We start from the raw sequence: 20,663 nt of genomic DNA on the forward strand, positions 1-20,663 counted from the left end.
CCCCCGGGAAGGCAATCGCCTTACACGGGGCTCAGCGTGAAGGGCATCTCGATGGCCAGGGGCAGATTGATTCCACACGCACCGCTGGGCCCGACTGTCGAGTCCCAGCCCCTGAACATAGCGGCGTCGTTGGGATCCCGGTAGAACTTGAAGATCTGCTTGCCCGGAGCGGTGCTGCCATCGTCACAGCGCACCCAGTCAGGGACGGTGCGCGTGACGAACCACAGTTTGCTGACGTAGCGCGCCTCGGCACTCCAGCCGCGGTCGCTGGCGACATGCCCCACGCAGTCATAGGCGCCGCTGCATGTCGAGGTGATGGTCCAGGTGCTCGACACCGTCGGCTCATCGTGGAAGATCTCGTTGGTCTTGGCCCACTGCCCATCGGATACCGCCCGCATCGTGGCGTTGATCGCGATGTCCTCAAACGTGGCCCGTGCGACAGGCACCGACCCCGCTACGGCGACCACGACTGCCGTCGTCACGGCCGTTGCGACATGCCGCATCGCGGACCAGGTCGCGGTCATGGCACACCGACCGTGGGATCGAGGATCAGGTCCTTCCACTTGTCTTGCGACTGCTCCTGCGATGGTCGTGCGCCCAAGTTGGACTGGACATGTGTCGAACCATCCGACGCCATGAATCGGCCCGTGCGCGGATCGTAGGTAGCCACCGCAACCGATGGGCCCGGCGAGGATTCGGAATACGCGGACGGTGCCGCGGGTGCCCCGGGCTGCGGAGCGTCGCCCGGCAAGGGTTCCGGTGCAGGCGGCGGGGCGGCGGGCACTGGCGCGGAGGGATCGACGCCGGGTGGCAACGGGGTGCCGTTGAGAGGTGCGTGGGTGTGATCGTCGTAGGCCACGCGATCATCGGGTGGAACCCCCTGCGCCAAAAGATTGGGATCGACCGGACCGGGACCGAGGGCGTGCTGGCGCATCGCCAACGGCATGTAAGGCTTGTCGCTCTCGCAGATATCGACTGTCGGTGCCCGCTTCCCTGGCTTACCCATACACGGCAGGTTGCGGGCACCACGTACCAGGATCGGGGAATCCTGTGGCAGTTTGCAATACAGACCATCGGGCGTGTCAACGGTCGTGGTATCAGTCGGTGAACGCCACGCCGAGGGCGGGAGGTATCCGACCGTACATGCCGGGGGGTCGCTGATCTCGATCCTGAAGTTCGCCAGCGGCAGGCCTGTCGCATTGTTGTTCGGTGCAATCGCTTGCAGATCCGCGAAATACGGCGGGATCAACACCAGAAGTTGCTCAAGGGAAGGCAGATACGTCACGCCAACCTGTCCCAGGCTGGTCAGGTTGGCCAGCAACACCGGTAACGTCGGCTTCACGCTATTGAGAAGGCGCGATACCTCCTGCAGAGCGGCCGGTCCTTGCTGCAGTATCGTCCGGATGTGGGGGTCGCCTGCGACCAGGCGGTCGGTGACGCCAGCGAGGCTCCGGGCCCATGTTCTGGTCGCGTCGGCGGACTGTGCCTGACCATCCAAAAGCGGCCCCGAATCATCGATTAGCGCCTGCGTCTGCCCAGAGACCGAATGAAAGTCCCGCGACACAGTCGCCGAGGAATCGATGAGCGACCCGAGGTCGAACCCTGCGTCGTCGAGCGCCTTGGACGACTCGTCGAGCAGTGCCGACAACTTGTCCTTCGGGATGCTGCCAAGGAGTGCGCTCACGTTGTCGAGCATCGGACCGACAGGTTGTGGGATGCTCGCGTCGCGCCGCGCGATCACCGAGCCAGTCTCCAAGTAAGGGGGTGCTGAAGTGCGGGGACGAAGATCGACATATTGCTCACCGACAGCACTGACGCTGCGCACTTCGGCGACCAGATCCGCGGGAATGCGTGGCGCGGAGGCGAGCGACATCGTTGCCTCGGCACCTTCGGGAGCGAGTTTGACGTCGGTGACCTTGCCGACCTCGACTCCCCGATAGGTCACGTTGGCCATCCGGTAGATCCCGCCGCCGGCGGGGAGTTGGAGTCGCACGACGATGCGGCCGAGGCCGAGCAGGGTCGGCGCCTGAATGTAGACCACGGCCATCGTGACCATCCCGACGACCGAGGCGATCGCAAAAATCAGTAATTGGATACGGATGAAGCGGGTCAGCATCAGCCACCCCCAGTCGGAGGTGCGGGTGCAGGTGTGGGTGGAGCCAGTGGCGATTGAAGCGGTGCCGTGAGCGGATTGTTCGCGTAGTAGGCGTCGTAGCCGGGGTCGCCAGGTGCCGGCACCAACTGGATATGCTCGTCCCCCCAACGGGTTCCGGAAAGGAGCCCGCGCTTCAGCCGGGGTACGGTGAGATCGAACACCGCGAACAGGTTCATGTAATCACCCTTGATCCCGCGGTCGATCACGTTTTGCCCGAAGGGCATGACCGGCAGGAAGGCCAATGCTTCGTCGATGTCGGGCCCGACGTCAGCCAATGCCCGGACTGTCGGATCGAGATTACGCAATGTGGTGACCAAATCGTTTCGACTGTCGTCGATCAAGCCACGGGTTGTGTCGCTAAAGACGCCCATCTTGACCAATGCTGTTGTTATTCTTGGCCGTTCGGAAATCAGCACATCCAGAGCCGGAGGTACGTCCTTCAGCGTGCGGGTGATCACGTCCTGCTGATCAGCCAGTTCGCCTGCCAATCGGTTCAACGCGTGGATCGACGCGACGATGTCGGCCTGCTGGTTGTCGAACACGCCAACGATGTCGTTGAGATTGGTGAGCAATTCCCGGGCGTCGGATCGGTGCGGACTCAGCGCGATATCGAAGTTGTGGATGATGTCACCGATCTGCCCCAGTCCGCCGGAGTTCACCACTGTCGACAGTGTCGACAGCGTCCGCTCGGTGGTGGGATATGCGGTGGATTCGTCCAGCGGAAGCGTCGAGTTTGGCGCGAGGCGTGCATGCGGCGCCTGGTCCGCGGGCACATCGAGGGAAAGGTGCATCGAGCCGAGGAGGCTGGTCTGGCCCACAGACGCCTTGACGTTGTCCGGGACGAGGACATCGGGCCGCACTGAGACTTCCACGTCGGCATGCCAACCCGCGACGCGCAGTCTGCGCACGCTTCCGACCGTGACGTCATCGAGCAGCACCGGCGAGTTGGGTTCCAGTGTGCTGACATTGGAGATCTCGACGTGGTAGGTGATGGCATCAGAACCGCGACCCTCGGCGCCCGGCAATGGCAGCGAATTCAACCCGCCGAAGCTGCAGCTCGCCGTGATGAGGGCGCAGCAGCTCAGCACCGCACCACGGCGCAGCGATCCGAATAGGCTCATCGTGGCGGCGCTCCTTCTTCCGCAGGCCTCGGCGACTCCGGGAGCGGTGGCGCCGGCACTTCGGGCGGGGACGCCGGCATCAGCATCCCGCTGAGATCCAACTGGCCCGGTGGTGGCCCATAGCCGGGTGGCGCGGGCACGTCCCCGACGCCGGTATAGGCAGAGACCGCCGGTGGCGTCTCCGGCGCGCCGGGTTTCGGTCCAGACCCTCCCGGTGCGAGCCCAGGTTCGGTGTACAGGAGATCCTCGGGTGGCGGGACCGACGTCAATCCGGGGTTGACCGGGAACGGAAGGTAGTTGAAATTCATCTGCTTCAACGCGGGCCCGAGGTACTGATTACAGAGCTTCGCGGTCTCCGGTGCAGTGGTGTTCTCGATCGCACCGATTGCGCCACACAAGAATTCAACGGGATTGCTGAAGTTGACAAACGTGAAGGTCCCGGTCGCACCGCCATCGCGAGGGTCGAACATGTTCAACGTGTTCGCGATGGCAGTCGGCGCAACATGCAGGATCTGTTTCAGGTCTCGCTGGTGATCCACGACGGTCTGAGTAACGCTGGCCAGCCCTCTCACCTGCTCTGCAGCCGGGTCTCGGGTATCTCGCACGAACCGCTCGACCTCGCCGACCACTTCGGAAACATTGGCCAGCATCGCGTCGAGGTCGGACTTGCTGCCGTCGAGCACACTGGTCAAGCTGGCGAGCCGATCCTGGAATTCCACGATCTGGGTCGAGCTGGCCTTCAGGGTCGTGATGAACTTCTGCAGGTTCTTGATGGTCCCGACGATGTCGCCACTTCCGTCGGCCAGGATTCTCCCGGCGCTGGACAGTTGCGCCAGCGTTTCACGAAGCTTCGGTCCATTGCCCGCCATGGCATTTGCGGCGCTGTCGATCACCCGTGCCGTTGCGGTGCCGGAAACCCCGTTCTGAGGACCCAATTCGCTTGCGAGTCTGTTGAGTTGGTCTTTGACTTCATCCCATTCGACGGGCACCGCAGTACGTTCCAACGGGATCTCGGCGCCGTCGGACATCGTGGGGCCGCTCCACCGGTACGGCGGCGTGAGCTGAACGTATCGCGCGGAAATCAGGTTCTGAGCGACGATGACAGCACGCGCGTCCGCGGGTATCGGCACGTGGCGATCCACCGTCATCGTCATGCGGACAGCGGCCCCATCGGGTTCGATCGACTTGATCGTGCCGACCCGGACCCCGGAGACCTTCACCTGATCGCCGGGGTACACGGCGGTCGCGGTGGTGAAGATCGCCCTCAGCGTTCGCGGCGCGAAGTAACGCAGGTGAACCAACCACGCCACTCCCGATACCAGCAAGGCCGCCAGCAGCAACGCGGTCAATCGAGTGATTCTGCTCCTGGTCATCGGCCCCACTGCTCCTGCGGCTGCGGAATACCGTTGCGCGGAAACGGAATCTCGGCGCGCGGCCCGGCATTATCGGGTGGTTGTCCGGCATCGGTTCCTCTGCGGAAGCCGAAGGCGTAGTCAAGAAATGGCTGTAGCACCGAGCCTTGGGTGAGATTCGGGATGTAAGCGACGTAGTAGGGACCGTTCGCGACCAATTCACTCAGGCCGCTCTCGTACTTCGCCAGACCCGGGATCGCCTTGGCAAGGTTGTCACGGTTCTTTTCCAGGACGGCCGTCACCGAGTTGAGCTTGTCCAACGTCGGCTTCAACTCTTGCTGGTTCTCGTCGATCAGACCCGTAATATGCTGGGCCAGTGCCGATGTATCGGCGATGAGTTTCACGATCGCCTGGCGGCGCTGGACCAGCGCACCGGTGAGATCATTGGCGTCGAGGATCAAGGTGTTCACCGCGTCGCTGCGCTGAGCGAGAATGTCGGTCACCTGCGAGGTGTTCCGGAGGAGCTCGGAGACCTTCTCGTTGCGGCCGTTGAGGGTCTTCGACAGCCGGGTGAGCCCGTCGAACGTCGGGGCCAGTTCCGGGGCGATCTGGTCGATCGTGCCCGACAGCACGTCGAGAGCCTGGTTCAGGGAGCCGGTGTCGGTATGCGCGACGTTGGTCGTGAGCTCACCGACGGCGTCGGTGAGCGAGTACGGCGAAGCGGTACGCGTCAACGGAATTCGGTCGAGGGAGGCCATCGTTTCCGACCCGGCCGACTCGAGCGTCAGCATGCGCTCACCGAGCAGCGTACCGGTACCGATGTGGGCAGTCGTCTGAGAACCGAGCCGGACGTTGTGATCGACGGCGAAGGTGACCAGCACGTCGCCATGGTCGAGCTTGACCTCGGTCACGGTGCCGATTTTGATTCCGGAGATCTTGACCGGATTGCCAGGCTCGAGTCCCCCGGCCTCGGCGAAAGCCGCCTGATATCTGATCGAAGACGCCCAGTTGATCAGTCGCTCGGGCTGAAGGCCGACAGCGATGATGAGGACGATGAGCACGACGCCGATGAACCCAGCACGGACGACTTGCATTCCGCGGTATTTGTTCATGGGTTCTCCGCGCACCTTCCGGTTTCTTGCTTGATCCACGGAAATACCGCGGTGCGGCCCTGCAGATCGCTCACCCGCCAGGTGACTCCGCACAGGTAGTAGTTGAAAAAGCTTCCGTAGGAACCTATTCGGGCGAGCTTGCGATAGTTCTCGGGGGCCTTCTGCAATGCGCCGTCAATGAGCTCCTTGTCGGAATCCAATGCCGGGGCCAGCCTGTTCAGCTGATCGACCGTCGCGGCCAGCGGCGGGCGAACATCGCCGAGCAGGCTGGCCACGGATGCAGTGCCGTTGCTCAGCGATTCGATCGCCACTCCGATGGAGTCGCGATCTGCCGCGAGGTCGTCAACGAGTTGGCGAAGCCGATCGAGGGCACCGCCGAACTGCCGGCCACTCTGGCTCACGGTTCCGATCGCTGCGTTGAGGTTGTCGATGAGGCTCTCGATGACCTGACCGTTGTCGGCGAGCGTGCGTGTGAAGGAAGCCGTACGCGCCATCAACGACTGCATGTTGTCGCCCTGGCCCTGCATGATCTCGATCAGTGTGGTTGTGAGGCCGTTTACATCCTGGGGATCGAGCCCTTGCATGACCGGCTTCAGACCGTTGAGTAGCACATCGAGGTCAAGCGCGGGAGAAGTGCGCTCGACCGGTATCTGCGAACCCGACGCCATGATGCGCGTCGAACCCGGGCCTTGGGTGAGATCGAGGTAGCGGTCTCCGACCAGGTTGAGGTAGCGGACTGACGCCCGTGTCCCGGTCGTCAGTGTCACCGCGGTGTCGGCGTCGAACTGCACGACGACGGTCTTGTTCGGTTGCAGTGTGACTGCGTCCACCGTTCCGACGCGGACTCCGGCCACCCGCACGGAGTCCCCCGTCTTGAGGTCCGAGACGTTGGCGAACACGGCCGAATAACCAGCTTCCGTGCCACCGCGGTAGTCGGCGAACACGGCGATGAGCCCGGCCGACAGGATCACCATGACGGTGGCGAAGCTGCCGAATTTCAGCAGGGTGAATCTCCCACGGCTCATCCCGGCATTCCGATCTGTGCCGAGTTACGCGGAGGACCGTCGACGCGCTGCGCGAGCAGCCATTGCTTCAGCGCCGCGGTGTTGAATTCGTTGCCCGGATTCCCGTACTCCCACGGATTGGTCCCGACGTCGGCAACGACGTAGGGCGGACGCGTTTCGAACGGCACCTGGGGCAGGCCTACGCAGCGCGAGCCGCCGGTGGCTGCCACCTTCGGCAGATCCGACGGATATCGGTAGGGATCCGCTCCCCACAGCAGACCCGCGATCACCTCAGCCCCGGGTACCCGCAGCGGCGGGACTTTGGACATGTTGACTGCCCCTGCAAGGGCGCAGTTGAGCGCCTGATTGTAGGTGTTGGTCAACCCGGTGATCGGTGAAAGCAGCCGAAAGACATCGGTGAGCGGGGTTCGATTCGTTCCGATGACGTCGTTTCCGATGTCGGCGAGTCCGATGACGCTTGTCAGCAACGAATCCAATCCGTCACGCTGGTCCACGATGGTCTTGCTGATTTGGCTTGCGTTGTTCATGGTGGTGAGCAGGTCCGGCGCTGCGTCCGCGTACGCGTTCAACGCTTCGGGCGCAACAGCGATGTCATGGCTCAGGCTGGGCAGACTTGGGCGAATTTGGGTGAGTGCGGCGTTGGCGTCGGCGATCATGTCGCCAAGAGTCTGCCCTCGGCCGTTGAGTCCAGTCGAAAGGGCGCTCAAGGTCTCGTTCAGCTGTTCAGGTTTGATCGTCGACAGCACAGACGTCAATTGCTCGAATACCGTGTTGACCTCGACAGTGACGTGATCACTTTCGATCACTTGACCTTCACGCACAGTTTCACTAGAGGGATTCGGCGGTGCGTTCAGCGAAACGAACTTCGCACCGAACACAGTCGAAGACGCCAGGTCGACACGAACGTTCGCAGGAATCATCGACACGGCTGCTGGATCGATGGCCAAATGCAAGAGCGCCTTGCCATCTGCGCGTTGTTCGATCGATGACACCCTGCCGATCTGAATGTCTCGCATCTTTACCTTGGCGTCTGGGTTCATGACCAGACCAGCGCGGTCAGAGACAACAGTGACGGGCACAGTGTTGTCGAAGCTCCCGCGAAACAGCGCGGCGCTCAGCGTCACGATCGCGCCAACCACGAGAAGGGTGAGCATACCGGCGAGAGGCCGGATGAATCCGCGCACCCCGAAACTGCGGCCCGCCTTGCCACCCACCGGACCTGCATGGCTGTCGGTCTCCGATCGGTGTATCGCGCCGGGCCCGATATGTCTTGTCACTGAACTCTTTTCCCGGCTGTCGAAACGCTCTGGTCACGGTATGGCTGCTCGAACGGCCACTGCTATGGGATACCGGTGGGCTGCGGGCTGTCCACTCGTCCGATCACCAAACCTCTCACTGAGCAGTGATGGACAACACATCGATCATCGTATGCAAATACTTCATCTCTGAAAAGAGAATCCAGATATTCTTTCTTGCTTAAGTGCCGTTCTCATGAACTTCTCCAGCGACATCACATCGGTCAGGCCGGCCACGGCCGGTCCCAGCGGTCACGCATCGCGACTTCCGACAGCGGTCGGCGACGGACGCGATGATGCCGCCCTGCGGGCCACCCCACCGTTAGCAGTGTCGCGATCTTCCAGTCGCCGGGAATACCTATGGAAGAACGCAATTCGGCATCGCAGGCGTCCTGCCACAGCGTGATGGCAGCACCCAACCCCTGGGCACGAGCTGCCAGCAGGAAGTTCTGCACCGCAGGGAAGATCGATCCGCCCTGCTGGAGTTCCGTCGTTCCACGTTGTGGCTGCACGCAGAACAACACCAGTACGGGTGCGGCACCGCCGACCTGCATGTGTTCGGCCATGGTCCGCAGCGTGCGGGATTTCGGATCGTCGGCTGCATCGCTGACTGCCGGCAGTTTGTAGAAGCCCTTCATCACCTCCCAGGTGCGCCGCGCCGCAGCGGTGATCAGCTCACGGAGTTCAGGCGTATCGAGCACCACGAACCGCCACGGCTGCCCGTTACCGCCCGACGGCGCCCAGGATGCCGCGGCCAGACACTTCTCCAGGACTGCATCCGGGACGGGCTCGTCGCGGTACCGCCGGACGGCCGTCGCGGTGCTCATGACTGTCCAGAGGTCGTCCGAAACCTGTTCGGTCGTCTTTTGGGTCACGCTTCCACCGCCTGGGACAGGACGCCTCGCCAGCTGCCTCCCCGCACAGGTCCGGTGACCAACGGCAGGTCCAACGTGGACAGTAGGCCGGGTTCGGCCTTGATGACGGCCGGGATGGCGTTGAGTTCCCGCATGACGGTCGCGTAAGTAAGCCCGCGCATGTTGTTGCCGCGTCCGTGCATCTCGATATCTACGGTATATGTGGGCATCCCGTCGACGACGACACGGTAGCCGCCGTGCGGTGACGGGTGCCGCGGCCATTCCGGCGCCGACTGTCCCCCCATCCGGGTGATGTGTTCCAACATGATTCGCTTCTCCCCGTCGACGATGCCGGCGAGTTTGAACCGCATGCCGCCCATGGTGCCCGGTTCGATCCATCCGGAGGCGACCTCGTACCGCTCGGTCGCCATCCATTTGTCGACCGTCGTGACCACATCATCGAGCGGCAGCCCGACACCGTCGGCGACCAGGTGAACGATCGGAGACCACAGCGCGGACAGTCGGCTTGTATCGAAAAGCGGTGCCGGGTAGTCGGGTTCGTGGCCGAAGCCCATGAAGTCGAACATGATGTCGGGCTGCGCGATCGGGCCGTAGTCGAGGATCTCCAGCATGGTGATGGTTTCGACCCGACTGCTGAAACCGGTCATGGTCAGGGCGATGACATCGTTGGCCCAGCCGGGATCGACGCCGCTGTTAAACAGGCTGGTGCCGCCCTCGCGGCAGGCAGCCTCCAGCAGCTGAACGGTTTCACGGTCTGCGGCCGGCGGATAACACAGCGGCACAAGCGATGTACACACCACGTTCTTGCCGGCACGCAGACAACGAGCCACGTCCTCAGCGGCTTCGCGGTAGCGGTAGTCGCCGGAAGCGAAGAACGCCACGACATCGGCGTCGATCGCGAGAGCGGCATCGATATCTCGGGTGGCGATCACCCCGGTGTCGGGCATGCCGCAGATATCGCCGGCGTCGCGGCCGGCCTTGGCCTCCGAATGCACGATCAGCCCAGCCAGGTCGAGACCGGGATGCGCGATGACCGCGCGCAATGCCCCGATGCCGACCTGGCCCGGTCCCCAGAGAATGACCCTCGGACTGCTCATACTCGCGGCACCGCGGTCAACAGCTCGCGCAGGTTGGCGCCCATGATGCTATCGATCATCGGTTCGTCGAGGGCAGCGATCTCGGGAGTCAACTCCGCCGGGCGTGCCAGGCCTTCGGGATGCGGATAATCCGACCCGAACAGCACCCGGTCGGCACCGATCAGGTCGATGAGTCCGGTCATGTCCTCCTCGTGGAACGGATTCACCCAGACGTGCCGTTTGAATTGGGCGACAGGGTGTTCGGCGAACTCCGCGGACATCTTCCTGTAAACCCGGTCGAAGAGTTCGACCAGTCTGGGCACCCAATTGCCGCCGTTCTCGACGACACCCACCCGTACGCCCGGGTGCCGCGTGAAGACACCATGGGCAACCAAGGCCGCGCAGGTGTCCAGGATTGATCGCGCGTCCTCGTACACAATCGTCTTGAAGGCATCGGGCTTGAACGGCAGGTACTCGGCCCCGGCCCCTTCCCAGTCACGGCTGTACCGGTCGTAGCCGGAGTCGCAGGCGTGCATGAGCACCGGGATGCCGTGATGGGCCAGTCGCGCCCAGAACGGATCGAAGTACGGCTGGCCCATCGAGGTGGTGTGACCGGAGATGGTCGCCACCGGCCGAGGGTTCACCAGCACCGCACGCGCGCCCCGCTCTACACACCAGTCCAGCTCCGCCACAGCCTTGTCGACATCGGGCAGGGTGATCACCGGCGTCGCAAAGATGCGCCCGCGGTAGTCGAAGCTCCACTCCTCCAACAGCCACTCGTTGTACGCGTGGACGACCGCGTGCGCGAGTTCGATATCATCGGTCATCCGTTCTTCGAGCATGCCGCCGGTGGTCGGGAACATCACGCAGGCGTGCACACCCTGCTCCTCGAGCAGGGCCAACCGATCTTCGACCCGCCGGAACGAATCCGGGCAGGCGATGGGATTGGCCAACTCCCGCAATGACTTTCCATCCGGATTGATCCCGCGGAAGTAGTCCGCCCAGGCCCCTGGAGACGCGACCACATCGTAGGTCGGGTTCGGAATGGTGTCGGTGAGCCGACCCTTGATCATCAGCTTCGTCTGGCCGTTGACCTGGATCCACCGGATCGCGCTGCGGTACTGCTTGGGCAGGTGCCGAGTGTAGGCGTCGGTGGGTTCGTACAGATGGTTGTCGGCATCCCAGATCTCGCGGACCGGCTGGGTCATGGGGGCTCTCCTGACGCGTTATGAGAACATTGCTTCTCACTGACCGATAACATCATTACCACAAGCGGCATAGGGAGAACAGTGAGCGGATACCGGTTCCTGAAGTGGCAGAGCTACGACGACGGCGCAATCGTGCGGATATCGCTGAATCGCCCCGATCAGCGCAACGCCCAGAACCGCGGCATGCTCGTGGAGCTCGACGAGGCCTTCGGCGCCGCCGAGGCCGATGACACCGTCCGGGTGGTCATCCTGGCCGGTGAGGGCAAAATGTTCTCGTCGGGCCACGACATCGGATCAAAACAGGCCATCAGCGAATACCTGCCCGGTCCCGACCAGCACCCGACGGCGGCCATCAACGGTGGAACTCGCGAGGGTGCCGAGAAATGCATGCTGCAGGAATGGCACTACTTCTTCCAGAACACCCTGCGCTGGCGCAACCTGCGCAAGATCACCATCGCCCAGGTACACGGCGATGTGTTCTCCGCCGGTCTGATGCTGATGTGGGCCTGTGACCTCATCGTCGGCAGCGATGACGTGCGATTCGCGGATGTGGTCGGCACCCGGCTGGGCATGTGTGGCATGGAGTACTTCGGCCATCCCTGGGAGTTCGGTCCGCGAAAGGCCAAAGAGCTGATGCTCACCGGTGATGCCATCGACATCCACGAGGCACACCGGCTGGGCATGGTCAGCAAGGTGTTCACCCGCGACGACCTTGCCGACAACACACTTGAACTCGCCCGCCGCATCGCCACGGTGCCCACCATGGCCGCTCTACTCATCAAGGAGTCCGTCAATCAAACTCAGGACAACATGGGTTTCCACAACTCCCTGCAGGCGTGTTTCACCCTGCACCAGCTCAATCACTCGCATTGGGCCGGTATCCGCGAGGACAAACTGGCCACCGCGGGCCCCGAGCAGGGGGTGCCGGACTGGCGCAGCGCCCCGCCGGTGGTACTCGCGCTCAAGGATCAGGTCCGGGCACACGAATGAGGCCCATGGAGGTGACGATCCCCGGCCACCTCTTCGGCGAACTCCCGTTCTTCGACATCGCCGACGACGCCGATACGGTCATCGTCGACCTGCACAACCGCCCCGATCTGGCGAACGCACGCGGCGCCTTGCAGGGCGGGCTGGTGGCAACCCTGGTCGATATCGCGGGTGGGCGCCTCGCGATGTCCGTCGCCGGGCCCGACAATGGGGTGAGCACGGCGGATATGGCGATCCATTACCTGGCACCGATCAACATTGGGCCGGCGCGGGCGGTGGCGACGATGGTGCGGGCCGGCAGAAGCATCATCGTGGTCGCGGTGGACGTCTTCGATATCGGCGATGAAGGGCTCGCCGCCCGTGCCACGCTCAGCTTCGCGGTCGTGCGGCCGCGGACCGCCGATCAGCAGGCGGTCCCGTAGCGGGCGTCCGCGACCCTGTCCAGTGCGGTCACGGGGTCCCCGTACACCATCGTCCATCCGCGGGCGCGGCGGAAGTACAGCTGAACGTCGGCCTCCATACCGAAGCCGTACCCACCGTGTACATGCAGGGCCGTGCGGGTGGCCGCGCGGGCGGACTCGGCGGCGAAGGCAAATGCCATGGCGGACAGTTCGGTTGCCCGGCCGGGCTCGTCGTCGAACGCACACGCCGCCTTGAGCGCCAGCAGCCGGGCACCGTCGACGGCGGTGGCACCGTCGGCCAGCGGATGGGAGACTGCCTGGAAAGACCCTATCGGCGCACCGAACGCATGCCGCTCTTTTGCGTACTGCGCGCCCACCTCGATGGCCCGCGCCCCGATACCGGCCAGCGCAGCAGCGGTCAACGCGAGCCAGCGATCCAGCGCTGCCGAATGCATATCCGCGGCGGCGTCTCCCTCTGCCAAGGTGACGACCTCCGCACCGATCTCCACATCGGCCAGCGGCAGCGTACCGAGGTTCTCGACGATGGTGCGCGTCCGAATCGGCGAGGCCACCAAGCGGTCTCCGATCAGCGCGATCACCACGTCGGCGACCGCGCCCCCCGGTACCAGTGTGAGTTCGGGCCGGGAGGCACCGCGCGGGGCAAAGGTGACCAACCGGCCCCCTGTCATCGCCGAGTCAAGCAACTCTGCGCCGGTGGCACCGCATTGAGCCAGCAGCCAGGCGGCCACTTGTGCCTCGATCACCGGAGCGGAACCCGTTGCCCTGCCGTGCTGTTCGGACACCAACGCCAGTTCCAGCACTGATGCACCCCAGCCGCCGTGCTCCTCGGGGACCGCCATCTCGACCACACCGGTAGCCCTCAGCGCCGCCCACAGGGCGGGGTCGAATCCCAGCGGTTCGGCGGCACGCACCCGCTCAGCGCTGGATTCCCGCATGTACAGGGCACCGAACGAATCAACGAGCTGGCGTTGTTCCTCGGACAGAGTCAGGTCCACGTCGCTCGCTCCATTCCTGCGGATATGATAATTCTCAATTTTGAGAGTATCAGTATCTACACGAACGGTTCGACGACAGAGGGTAGGACATGCACTTTCGGCTTGATTCGGAGACCATGGCATTCCGCGACGAGGTGCGCGCACACCTACAGGAAGTCCTTACGCCGGAGTTCGAGGAGCAGACCTATCGCAGCGGTGTCGCCCATGACGACGGCTTCGCCAAGGGTTTGGTCGAGAAAGGCTACTTCGCCCCGAGTTGGCCGGTCGAGTTCGGCGGCCAGGATCGCGGTCCATGGGCTGAGCATGTGGTCAAGGAACTCATGATGCGATTCGACGCACCGGTCTACCTGTCGGAAACCACCAGAATGGTGGCATCCATCATCCGCGCCATCGGCTCCCCGGAGCTTCGGGAAAGGATCGTCCCGGCCGCGATGAACGGGGATCTCACGATCGCGCTGGGCTTCACCGAACCCGAATGTGGCTCGGATGTCGCCGCGGCGGCCACTCGCGCCGTACGTGATGGCGAGGACTGGGTGATCAACGGCTCCAAGATGTTCACCACGAACGGCCACATCGCCGATTACGTGTTCCTGCTCGCCCGCACCAGCCCGGAGAAGCCCAAGCACAAGGGGCTCACCATGTTCCTGGTGCCGCTGGACAGCACAGGATTCGAGGCACAGGCCGTCTGGACGCTATCCGGAGAGCGCACCAACATCACCTTCTACAGTGACGTCCGTATCGGCGACCGGTGGCGGATCGGCGAGATCGACGGCGGCTGGCAGGTTCTCGGGTTGTCCCTGCAGGATGAACACGCGTCCGGCTGGGGCCCCCACATCGCCAGGCTCCTGCACCACGCCGAGCGGTGGGCGCAGATGTCCTCGGCCGAGGGGTGTCAGCCACCCATCGTCGCCTCCGATGTGCGACGCCGAATCGCCAGGGTCGCAATGGAAACAGAGGTCTCAGAGTTGCTGCTGCGACGCTGCGTGTGGATGAGTGAACAGGGCAGGCACCCGGTCGCGGAGGGCCCGATGTCCAAGGTCTTCAGCACCGAGGCGCTGGAGCGCGCCAGCCAGGACATCTTCGAACTGGTCGGGACGGACGGGGTGCGCAGCTTCCTCGACCCAACCGCATCCGAACAGGGCAGATTCGACCAGTTACTGAGGTTCTCGCTGGGCACCACGATCTATGCGGGCACCAGTGAGGTACAGCGATCGATAATCGCCCAGCGCGGCCTCGGCCTACCCCGTTAGCTTGCCGGACCTGCGAGCCGCACCGGTGCGCGGCGCAGACTTCGCCCGCGCAGGTTTCGGCTTCTCGTCGGAAGGCGGCGAGACCGCCTGCTTGCACCAGGCCCAGAGCTGATCCTCGCTGAGCGCGACTGCTTTGACCCCAACCTGGAAGACCCCAATCTGCGCGAGTGCAGTCAGCGTGGAGTTCAACAGCGTGGTCAACTGGGCGGGGGTCAGGTCCTTGCGCACCAGTCCAGCCCGTGAACAGGACGTGACGATCTTGGTCAGTAGCCTGTGATGCGGCTCCCAGATCTTCGCGAAATCAGCGGGACGCTCGATCTCCAGGCTCAGGTTGTAAATGGTCATCACCCGACCGCCGACCTTCTCCGAGGATTCCGCCCGGGAGAGGAATCCTCGGCAGAAGGCTTCGAGCTGGTCCATCGGACCATCCGCCGCCGCGACCTCTTGGCGGATGCTCTCGGTGAACTGGCTGGTGACATTCTCATACAGCGCGAGGAGCAGTTCTTCCTTACCAGCAAAGTGCTGGTAGAAGGCCCGCAGGCTCAAGTTCGAGCGGTCGATCAGGGCCTGGATGGTGAAGTCTGCGCGACCGGACTCCTCGACTAGTTCCAGCGCGGTGGCCAGAAACCGGGAGCTGCGCGCCAGTGCTCGCGCCCGCGCGGTGCTGAGCCGTCGTTCGATGGTCCGCTGCTGCCACGTCGTCGCGGGGATGTCCAACTCGGCATCAACGATCTCCAAGCCGGCTCCCGCACCACCGGGACTCGTGCCCTTTTTCGCGTTCATGATGCCTAGCAGGATACGGGATCGGCGACGAGAATTTGCGATCTACATTCACGGGTATGTTGATTTTCACCTTCCGCACCCCCCGGCACGATACGTACCAGACATCATGCGCTATCGTGAAAACAGTCATTCTCGAATTAGGGAATGTGTTGTATCAACCGCCCCGAAGGAGTGCAGCGTTGAGCTCAGCCCTCTCTACCGATATCCCCATCGTCTCGCCCGACGATCACCTGGTGGAGCCTGCGAATCTGTGGACGAGCAGACTGCCGGCGCGCTATCGGGACGTCGGTCCGCGCATCATCCGGCATCGCGGGCGCATGGACCCTACCGTCACTTCGGATGTCGCGTTCATCGATGACGAGGACGGCCGCGATGCCGACATCTGGCACTACGAAGATGCGATCATCCCGATCCCGCTGATCAGCGCGGCAGTCGGCTATGAAATCGACGAGCTGACAACCGACCCGATCACCTACGACGAGATGCGGCCCGGTTGCTACAGTCCGGCCGATCGCCTTGCCGACATGGACATCGCCGGGATCGAGGCCTCGGCCTGCTTCCCGAACACACTCGTGCGTTTCTGTGGGCAGCGGTTCCTGCACGGCAAGGACAAAGATCTCGCCCTGCTGTGTGTACAGGCCTACAACGACTTCCAGATCGAGGAGTGGGGCGCGGGCTCTAACGGGCGGCTGATCCCGCTCGGCATCATCCCGCTCTGGGATGTCAAGCTGGCCGCCAAGGAAGTTGAGCGAGTGGCCGCCAAGGGGATGCCGGCCGTCTGCTTCTCAGAACTGCCCGCGCGATTGGATCTGCCGTCCATCCACAGCGGCTATTGGGACCCGTTCTTCGCAGCCTGCGAGCGCAACAATGTCGGCATCATGCTGCACATCGGGTCGAGTTCCTCGCTGACAAAGTCCTCCCCCGATTCCCCGCACGTCGTCACCAGTGCGCTCATGGCGGTCAACTGCACCATCGCGCTGGTGGACTGGCTGTTCTCCGCCAAGCTCAGGCAATTCCCGAAACTCAAACTCGCCTTCGCCGAAGCACAAGCCGGCTGGATCCCCTACTACCTGCAACGGGTCGATGAGGTCTGGGAAGATCGCCGAGCCTGGGGTGGCATTCATCCCTTGCTCACCGAGCCGCCCAGCACTCAGGTACCGGGCCGGGTCTGGTTTTCGACTTTCGGCGACCCGGTGGCGTTCCGGATCCTCGACCTGGTCGGACCCGATCAGCTCATGTTCGAGACCGATTACCCACACAACGACACCAACTGGCCGCACAGCACCGACGTCGCTAACAGAGCCACCGCCGGGCTGGATGAAGAAACCAAACGAAAAGTGCTGTCCACCAACGCCAAGAACTTCTTCGGTTTGACGTAGCTCGCGGCTTCCGATGAGGCCAAGTGATCATCGCCGGGCTCGCATTGTCGCTGCTGCCGGTTCTCTTGCAGCGGCCGGCGGATATGACGCGGTCACCATGCGGGCCGTCGCAACGCATGCCGACCTCTCCACCGCGACGCTGTACCGGTACTTCCCGTCCAAACACCACATTCTGGTGGCCGCCCTCGAGCGCTGGCTGGAACAATTCGAAATCCGCGCCGCGCGCGAGATCCGGGTGCCCGACGACCCATTCGATCGGCTCTGGTCGGTGGTCGATGCGCTGTATGCGTCACTACATCACAGTCCACTGCTCGCCGAGGCAATGGCCCGCGCATATGCCGCCGCCGATGTCAACGCGGCGGATCAGGTCGAGAATATCCGTGCCAGGCTGATCGAAATCTTCGCATCCGCACTCGGTGACGACGATTCCGGCCATCACGAAGCCGTCGGGATGTTGCTCTCCGACGTATGGGCAGCCAACGTACTGGCGTTGTCCCACAACAGGATAAGCGCGACTGAGTTGCGTCGTCGGCTAGCCGTGACAGTGCGCCTGCTCGCGCGCCAGGATTCCGGAGTTCGCGCTAGCGCGCTCGCCACTGCGGCGTGCGCTTCTCCAGGAATGCCCGCGGACCCTCGACCGCGTCCTTCGTGAGCGCCACCTTCATACGGTAGTTCTCGGCAAGTAGCTCGGCCTCATAGATCGGCAGCGTCAGACCCTTCCGTACCGCCATACGCGAACCGCGCACCGCCAGCGGCGCATTCGCATTCACGATGCCGGCGATCTCCCAAGCCCGGTCCAGCAACGCTTCGGCAGGTACCACCTCGGTGAAGATGCCCAATTCATAGCCACGCCGAGCGTCCAGGCGTTCGTGCCGACCCATCAGCACCAGTCGCATGGCCACCGGCAGCGGGAGGATCCGGGCCAGCCGCACAGCTTCCCGACCGGAGGTCACCCCGATGCTCACATGCGGATCCATCAACGTCGCGGTCTCCGAAGCGATGGTGATATCGGCCGTGGTGACAAGATCCATTCCTGCGCCACAGGCGATTCCGTTCACCGCACAGATGATCGGCTTGGTCATCTGAAGCCAAGGCGGCGTAGCCTCCTGCGGAGCATCCCACTGCCGCAGCGAGCTCAGAATGGGCTCACCCTGGTTGTCGATGCCCGCCGCATTGTCCATGTCGTGGTCGGCTGCCTTGTTGACATCGGCACCCACGCACAGCGCCCGGCCGGCGCCGGTGACGATCACGGTCCAGATGTCCTGCGAGAATTCGATCTCGGTGTAGACCTCGGCCAGTTCGGCGATCATCTCGTCGTTGATGGCGTTGAGCACCTCGGGACGGTTAAGGGTCACGCAGGCCGTGTGTCCGCGCACCGCGAACTCAATTGTTTGATATCCCACGCTGGTCACCTTCGGTTCGGGTCGAGATCTGCCGGGTCCGGTTCGGTACTGGGACGGAACCCGAACACGTCGTGGAAACGCTCGCAATAGCGAGGCCACACATCAGGATTGAGCAAACGCGGTGGCAACTGGCCACCGAAGATGATCGACCACTGGGTGGCGGTGGCCACCGCGATATCGCGGGAAGCCTCGACGGTGATGCCCGCGGTGTGCGGGGTGGCCACCACATTGGCCATCATTAGTAGCGGATCATCGGCACGTGGCGGCTCGGTGTGAAATACATCCAAGCCCGCCCCGGCGATACCACCACTGCGAAGGGCGTCCAACAGGGCGGACTCATCGTGTACCGGCCCGCGCGCGGTCGTGATGAAATACGCGGTGGGCTTCATGGCGGCGAACTCGGCATGCCCGATCAGGCCCGTGGTCTCCGCCGTGAGCGGACAGGTGACCTGCACGAAATCCGATCGTCGCACCAGCTCCGCCAGGGCCACCCGGGTCACCCCGCGGCCGGTAGCCGTCGCGTCGTCCAAGTACGGGTCGAAGACCAGGACCTCCATCCCGAACGGTGCGCAGAGTTCCACCAACCGACTTCCGATGGCCCCCAGTCCGATCACACCGAGGGTCTTGCCCAGCAATTGGGTGCCCCGCAACGTCAGCCGGTTCTCCAGGGTGCCCGCACGCAAGGTCCGGTCCGAGACCGTGATCTTCTTCGCCAGGTCGAGCATGAATCCGAGTGCGTGTTCGGCAACGGCCTCGGCCCCCGGGCCAGAGTTGTTGCACACCGCGACCCCGGCGCGGGTACAGGCCTCCACGTCGATCACGTCATACCCGGCACCGGCCGAACAAACGGCCAACAGGTTCTCACAGCGCGAGATCAGCTCAGGTCCGACGAGCCACCGCGCTCCCCCGGATACCGAGGCCGTGTCGGTGCGGGTGGCCACCTGGTAGCCGTGCGCCGACTCGAGCGCCGCCCAATTCTGTTCGTCGGACGCCACGAGGTCCAGCTTGACGACGTCGATATCGGCGAGCCCGAGCACCTCGTCGGCGATCGGGTCGGTCCACCGCTCGTAGACCAGCCGCGGTTGCCGCCCATGTCCGGTCACCTGTTCAGCTTTGGCTTGGTCTGCGCGGCCTTGAACATGTCAGCCAGCGCGGGGTCGACGTTCTTGTAGTCATTGCGTGCGATGGTGCCGTCACGACCTTCGACGACGTCGTAGCCGAGCCGCAGATCCTTGTTCTCCATGTGGAAGTACTCACGCCCCAGTGGCAGTCGACGGTCTTTACGCGGTACCTCCATCCAGGCGCGGAGGAAACAACGCGCCTTCTTGGGATCGTTGCTGCTGACGAAGTCCGAACGTGAGTGGCACATCGCGAAATTGTTGGCCACCGCCGCCTCACCCGATTCGAGCCGGAACTCCGCCTGCTGCTCCACGAGAATGTTGCGCAGGAGTTCGATCGCCTCTTCCTGGATTGGCGTGAATTCACGACCGATCGTCTTCATCGCCGGAAGGATGCTGCTGTAGGTGAAATTGATGCAGATGCGGCCGTCGATCTGGGAGAACACCGGCACGTCATAGGGTGTGACGTCGGGCTGGTCATCGGGTTGCTCGCTGCGGCGATGGTGCGGGAAACCCTGATACAGCACCTTGAGCAAGTCCGGCCGCTCGACGAGAATCCGATTGTGCGCGGCGGGGCCGCTGGCGAACTGGCTTTCGCCGCCGGAGAGCGCCGGATAGACACACAGCAGCGACAGAATGTCGGCAGCATCGTTGTGCATGGCCAACTCCGCGCTGGATTTCGTACCGCGTGCCGGCTGCACTCCGTTGGGCAGGATCTCCTCCTGCACCCGCACCAGTCGATGCCCAAAGGAGTTGTTGGACACCGGATAACCGAGGTGCCAGCAGAAAGCCCAGTAGATGCGCTCGAGATCCTCCACCGAATGCTGCTCGACCGGGAACCCGCGGACGCACGCCAGCCCCTTGCCGAACATCAGATCCCGATACAACTTCCCGAGGTCGTCATCCAGGTCGGGGTGGCGGACGTCGTCAAAGGTGATGTCATCCCGGTCCTTGGTGGCCGTCTTCACCAGGATCGACTCCAGCGCCGCCACGTTGCGTGCCGACAGATCGAAGCAGAAGTCCTCCTTGCTGGTGAAATCGGCGCCGGTCCAGGCCATCGAGTCGGTGACCTGTTCGGTGTAAATCGCGGTGGGCATCCGTGCTCCT

General features: G+C 63.6%; 20 protein-coding genes. 5 read left to right on the forward strand and 15 right to left on the reverse strand.

Annotation, left to right across the window (positions count from 1 at the left end):
* Positions 1 to 20: 20 nt before the first annotated feature.
* The 10 genes from H977_RS0131435 to H977_RS0131480 form a co-directional block, all read right to left on the reverse strand.
* Complete coding sequence (locus tag H977_RS0131435) at positions 21 to 524, reverse strand: Rv2253/PknI dimerization domain-containing protein (protein ID WP_231396103.1); 504 nt, start codon at positions 522 to 524, stop codon at positions 21 to 23.
* Positions 521 to 2,116 carry an MCE family protein gene (locus tag H977_RS0131440; protein ID WP_029111590.1) on the reverse strand — a complete coding sequence of 532 codons (1,596 nt, stop codon included), beginning with the start codon at positions 2,114 to 2,116 and terminating at the stop codon, positions 521 to 523. Before H977_RS0131440 ends, H977_RS0131435 begins: the two co-directional genes overlap by 4 nt.
* Positions 2,116 to 3,276, reverse strand: coding sequence for an MCE family protein (locus H977_RS0131445; RefSeq protein WP_051289254.1), 1,161 nt, complete (start codon positions 3,274 to 3,276; stop codon positions 2,116 to 2,118). The genes H977_RS0131440 and H977_RS0131445 overlap by 1 nt, the downstream gene beginning before the upstream one ends.
* Positions 3,273 to 4,649, reverse strand: coding sequence for an MCE family protein (locus tag H977_RS0131450; protein ID WP_029111592.1), 1,377 nt, complete (start codon positions 4,647 to 4,649; stop codon positions 3,273 to 3,275). Before H977_RS0131450 ends, H977_RS0131445 begins: the two co-directional genes overlap by 4 nt.
* Positions 4,646 to 5,740, reverse strand: coding sequence for an MCE family protein (locus H977_RS0131455; RefSeq protein WP_029111593.1), 1,095 nt, complete (start codon positions 5,738 to 5,740; stop codon positions 4,646 to 4,648). The genes H977_RS0131450 and H977_RS0131455 overlap by 4 nt, the downstream gene beginning before the upstream one ends.
* A complete protein-coding gene (locus H977_RS0131460) occupies positions 5,737 to 6,765 on the reverse strand; it encodes an MCE family protein (protein WP_029111594.1) in 1,029 nt (342 codons plus the stop codon). Before H977_RS0131460 ends, H977_RS0131455 begins: the two co-directional genes overlap by 4 nt.
* Positions 6,762 to 8,042, reverse strand: a complete 1,281-nt coding sequence (locus H977_RS0131465; RefSeq protein WP_029111595.1) for an MCE family protein — start codon at positions 8,040 to 8,042, stop codon at positions 6,762 to 6,764. Before H977_RS0131465 ends, H977_RS0131460 begins: the two co-directional genes overlap by 4 nt.
* 242 nt (positions 8,043 to 8,284) lie before the next feature.
* Positions 8,285 to 8,887, reverse strand: coding sequence for a nitroreductase family protein (locus H977_RS0131470; RefSeq protein WP_036477991.1), 603 nt, complete (start codon positions 8,885 to 8,887; stop codon positions 8,285 to 8,287).
* A 44-nt stretch (positions 8,888 to 8,931) separates the two neighbouring features.
* Positions 8,932 to 10,032 carry an NAD(P)H-dependent amine dehydrogenase family protein gene (locus H977_RS0131475; RefSeq protein WP_029111597.1) on the reverse strand — a complete coding sequence of 367 codons (1,101 nt, stop codon included), beginning with the start codon at positions 10,030 to 10,032 and terminating at the stop codon, positions 8,932 to 8,934.
* Positions 10,029 to 11,219, reverse strand: coding sequence for an amidohydrolase family protein (locus H977_RS0131480; RefSeq protein WP_029111598.1), 1,191 nt, complete (start codon positions 11,217 to 11,219; stop codon positions 10,029 to 10,031). The genes H977_RS0131475 and H977_RS0131480 overlap by 4 nt, the downstream gene beginning before the upstream one ends.
* An 81-nt stretch (positions 11,220 to 11,300) precedes the next feature.
* Between H977_RS0131480 and H977_RS0131485 the strand changes: the two genes are divergently transcribed.
* Together H977_RS0131485 and H977_RS0131490 are read left to right on the forward strand one after the other, a co-directional pair.
* Entirely contained in the window at positions 11,301 to 12,209 is a 909-nt protein-coding gene (locus H977_RS0131485) for an enoyl-CoA hydratase (RefSeq protein ID WP_029111599.1), read from the forward strand.
* Positions 12,210 to 12,214: 5 nt separating this feature from the next.
* Positions 12,215 to 12,628, forward strand: a complete 414-nt coding sequence (locus H977_RS0131490; protein WP_029111600.1) for a PaaI family thioesterase — start codon at positions 12,215 to 12,217, stop codon at positions 12,626 to 12,628.
* Here the strand turns inward: H977_RS0131490 and H977_RS0131495 are convergent.
* Positions 12,610 to 13,623 carry an acyl-CoA dehydrogenase family protein gene (locus H977_RS0131495; RefSeq protein ID WP_029111601.1) on the reverse strand — a complete coding sequence of 338 codons (1,014 nt, stop codon included), beginning with the start codon at positions 13,621 to 13,623 and terminating at the stop codon, positions 12,610 to 12,612. The genes H977_RS0131490 and H977_RS0131495 overlap by 19 nt on opposite strands.
* 89 nt (positions 13,624 to 13,712) lie before the next feature.
* On the opposite strand from H977_RS0131495, the gene H977_RS0131500 reads away from it, so the two are divergent.
* A complete protein-coding gene (locus H977_RS0131500; RefSeq protein ID WP_029111602.1) occupies positions 13,713 to 14,873 on the forward strand; it encodes an acyl-CoA dehydrogenase family protein in 1,161 nt (386 codons plus the stop codon).
* On the opposite strand, the gene H977_RS0131505 is transcribed toward H977_RS0131500, so the two are convergent.
* Positions 14,862 to 15,656 carry a TetR/AcrR family transcriptional regulator gene (locus H977_RS0131505; protein WP_029111603.1) on the reverse strand — a complete coding sequence of 265 codons (795 nt, stop codon included), beginning with the start codon at positions 15,654 to 15,656 and terminating at the stop codon, positions 14,862 to 14,864. The two genes, H977_RS0131500 and H977_RS0131505, sit on opposite strands and share 12 nt — an antisense overlap.
* Positions 15,657 to 15,712: 56 nt before the next feature.
* On the opposite strand from H977_RS0131505, the gene H977_RS0131510 reads away from it, so the two are divergent.
* Together H977_RS0131510 and H977_RS0131515 are read left to right on the forward strand one after the other, a co-directional pair.
* Positions 15,713 to 17,035: an amidohydrolase family protein gene (locus H977_RS0131510; protein WP_353589746.1), complete on the forward strand. Its 1,323-nt coding sequence runs from the start codon at positions 15,713 to 15,715 to the stop codon at positions 17,033 to 17,035.
* A 13-nt stretch (positions 17,036 to 17,048) separates the two neighbouring features.
* The gene (locus H977_RS0131515) at positions 17,049 to 17,687 is read left to right on the forward strand and encodes a TetR/AcrR family transcriptional regulator (protein ID WP_081681918.1); all 639 of its coding nucleotides are present in this window, start codon (positions 17,049 to 17,051) and stop codon (positions 17,685 to 17,687) included.
* Here H977_RS0131515 and H977_RS0131520 read toward each other — a convergent pair.
* Genes H977_RS0131520 through H977_RS0131530 form a run of 3 tightly spaced genes read right to left on the reverse strand, consistent with a single transcriptional unit; the run spans position 17,617 to position 20,653 of the window.
* Complete coding sequence (locus H977_RS0131520) at positions 17,617 to 18,447, reverse strand: enoyl-CoA hydratase/isomerase family protein (protein WP_196808358.1); 831 nt, start codon at positions 18,445 to 18,447, stop codon at positions 17,617 to 17,619. The two genes, H977_RS0131515 and H977_RS0131520, sit on opposite strands and share 71 nt — an antisense overlap.
* Positions 18,444 to 19,541, reverse strand: a complete 1,098-nt coding sequence (locus tag H977_RS34270) for a hydroxyacid dehydrogenase (protein WP_051289256.1) — start codon at positions 19,539 to 19,541, stop codon at positions 18,444 to 18,446. Before H977_RS34270 ends, H977_RS0131520 begins: the two co-directional genes overlap by 4 nt.
* Positions 19,538 to 20,653, reverse strand: coding sequence for a TauD/TfdA family dioxygenase (locus H977_RS0131530; RefSeq protein ID WP_029111607.1), 1,116 nt, complete (start codon positions 20,651 to 20,653; stop codon positions 19,538 to 19,540). Before H977_RS0131530 ends, H977_RS34270 begins: the two co-directional genes overlap by 4 nt.
* Between the last annotated feature and the right edge of the window lie 10 nt (positions 20,654 to 20,663).

Source organism: Mycobacterium sp. URHD0025, from assembly GCF_000426065.1.
GTDB lineage: Bacteria > Actinomycetota > Actinomycetes > Mycobacteriales > Mycobacteriaceae > Mycobacterium.

Excerpts from the sequence above, each read along its gene's own strand:
- H977_RS0131435 (WP_231396103.1), bottom strand. The coding sequence starts at position 524 with ATGACCGCGACCTGGTCCGCGATGCGGCATGTCGCAACGGCCGTGACG.
- H977_RS0131440 (WP_029111590.1), bottom strand. The coding sequence starts at position 2,116 with ATGCTGACCCGCTTCATCCGTATCCAATTACTGATTTTTGCGATCGCC.
- H977_RS0131445 (WP_051289254.1), bottom strand. The coding sequence starts at position 3,276 with ATGAGCCTATTCGGATCGCTGCGCCGTGGTGCGGTGCTGAGCTGCTGC.
- H977_RS0131450 (WP_029111592.1), bottom strand. The coding sequence starts at position 4,649 with ATGACCAGGAGCAGAATCACTCGATTGACCGCGTTGCTGCTGGCGGCC.
- H977_RS0131455 (WP_029111593.1), bottom strand. The coding sequence starts at position 5,740 with ATGAACAAATACCGCGGAATGCAAGTCGTCCGTGCTGGGTTCATCGGC.
- H977_RS0131460 (WP_029111594.1), bottom strand. The coding sequence starts at position 6,765 with ATGAGCCGTGGGAGATTCACCCTGCTGAAATTCGGCAGCTTCGCCACC.
- H977_RS0131470 (WP_036477991.1), bottom strand. The coding sequence starts at position 8,887 with ATGAGCACCGCGACGGCCGTCCGGCGGTACCGCGACGAGCCCGTCCCG.
- H977_RS0131475 (WP_029111597.1), bottom strand. The coding sequence starts at position 10,032 with ATGAGCAGTCCGAGGGTCATTCTCTGGGGACCGGGCCAGGTCGGCATC.
- H977_RS0131480 (WP_029111598.1), bottom strand. The coding sequence starts at position 11,219 with ATGACCCAGCCGGTCCGCGAGATCTGGGATGCCGACAACCATCTGTAC.
- H977_RS0131490 (WP_029111600.1), top strand. The coding sequence starts at position 12,215 with ATGGAGGTGACGATCCCCGGCCACCTCTTCGGCGAACTCCCGTTCTTC.
- H977_RS0131500 (WP_029111602.1), top strand. The coding sequence starts at position 13,713 with ATGCACTTTCGGCTTGATTCGGAGACCATGGCATTCCGCGACGAGGTG.
- H977_RS0131505 (WP_029111603.1), bottom strand. The coding sequence starts at position 15,656 with ATGAACGCGAAAAAGGGCACGAGTCCCGGTGGTGCGGGAGCCGGCTTG.
- H977_RS0131510 (WP_353589746.1), top strand. The coding sequence starts at position 15,713 with ATGTTGATTTTCACCTTCCGCACCCCCCGGCACGATACGTACCAGACA.
- H977_RS0131515 (WP_081681918.1), top strand. The coding sequence starts at position 17,049 with ATGAGGCCAAGTGATCATCGCCGGGCTCGCATTGTCGCTGCTGCCGGT.
- H977_RS0131530 (WP_029111607.1), bottom strand. The coding sequence starts at position 20,653 with ATGCCCACCGCGATTTACACCGAACAGGTCACCGACTCGATGGCCTGG.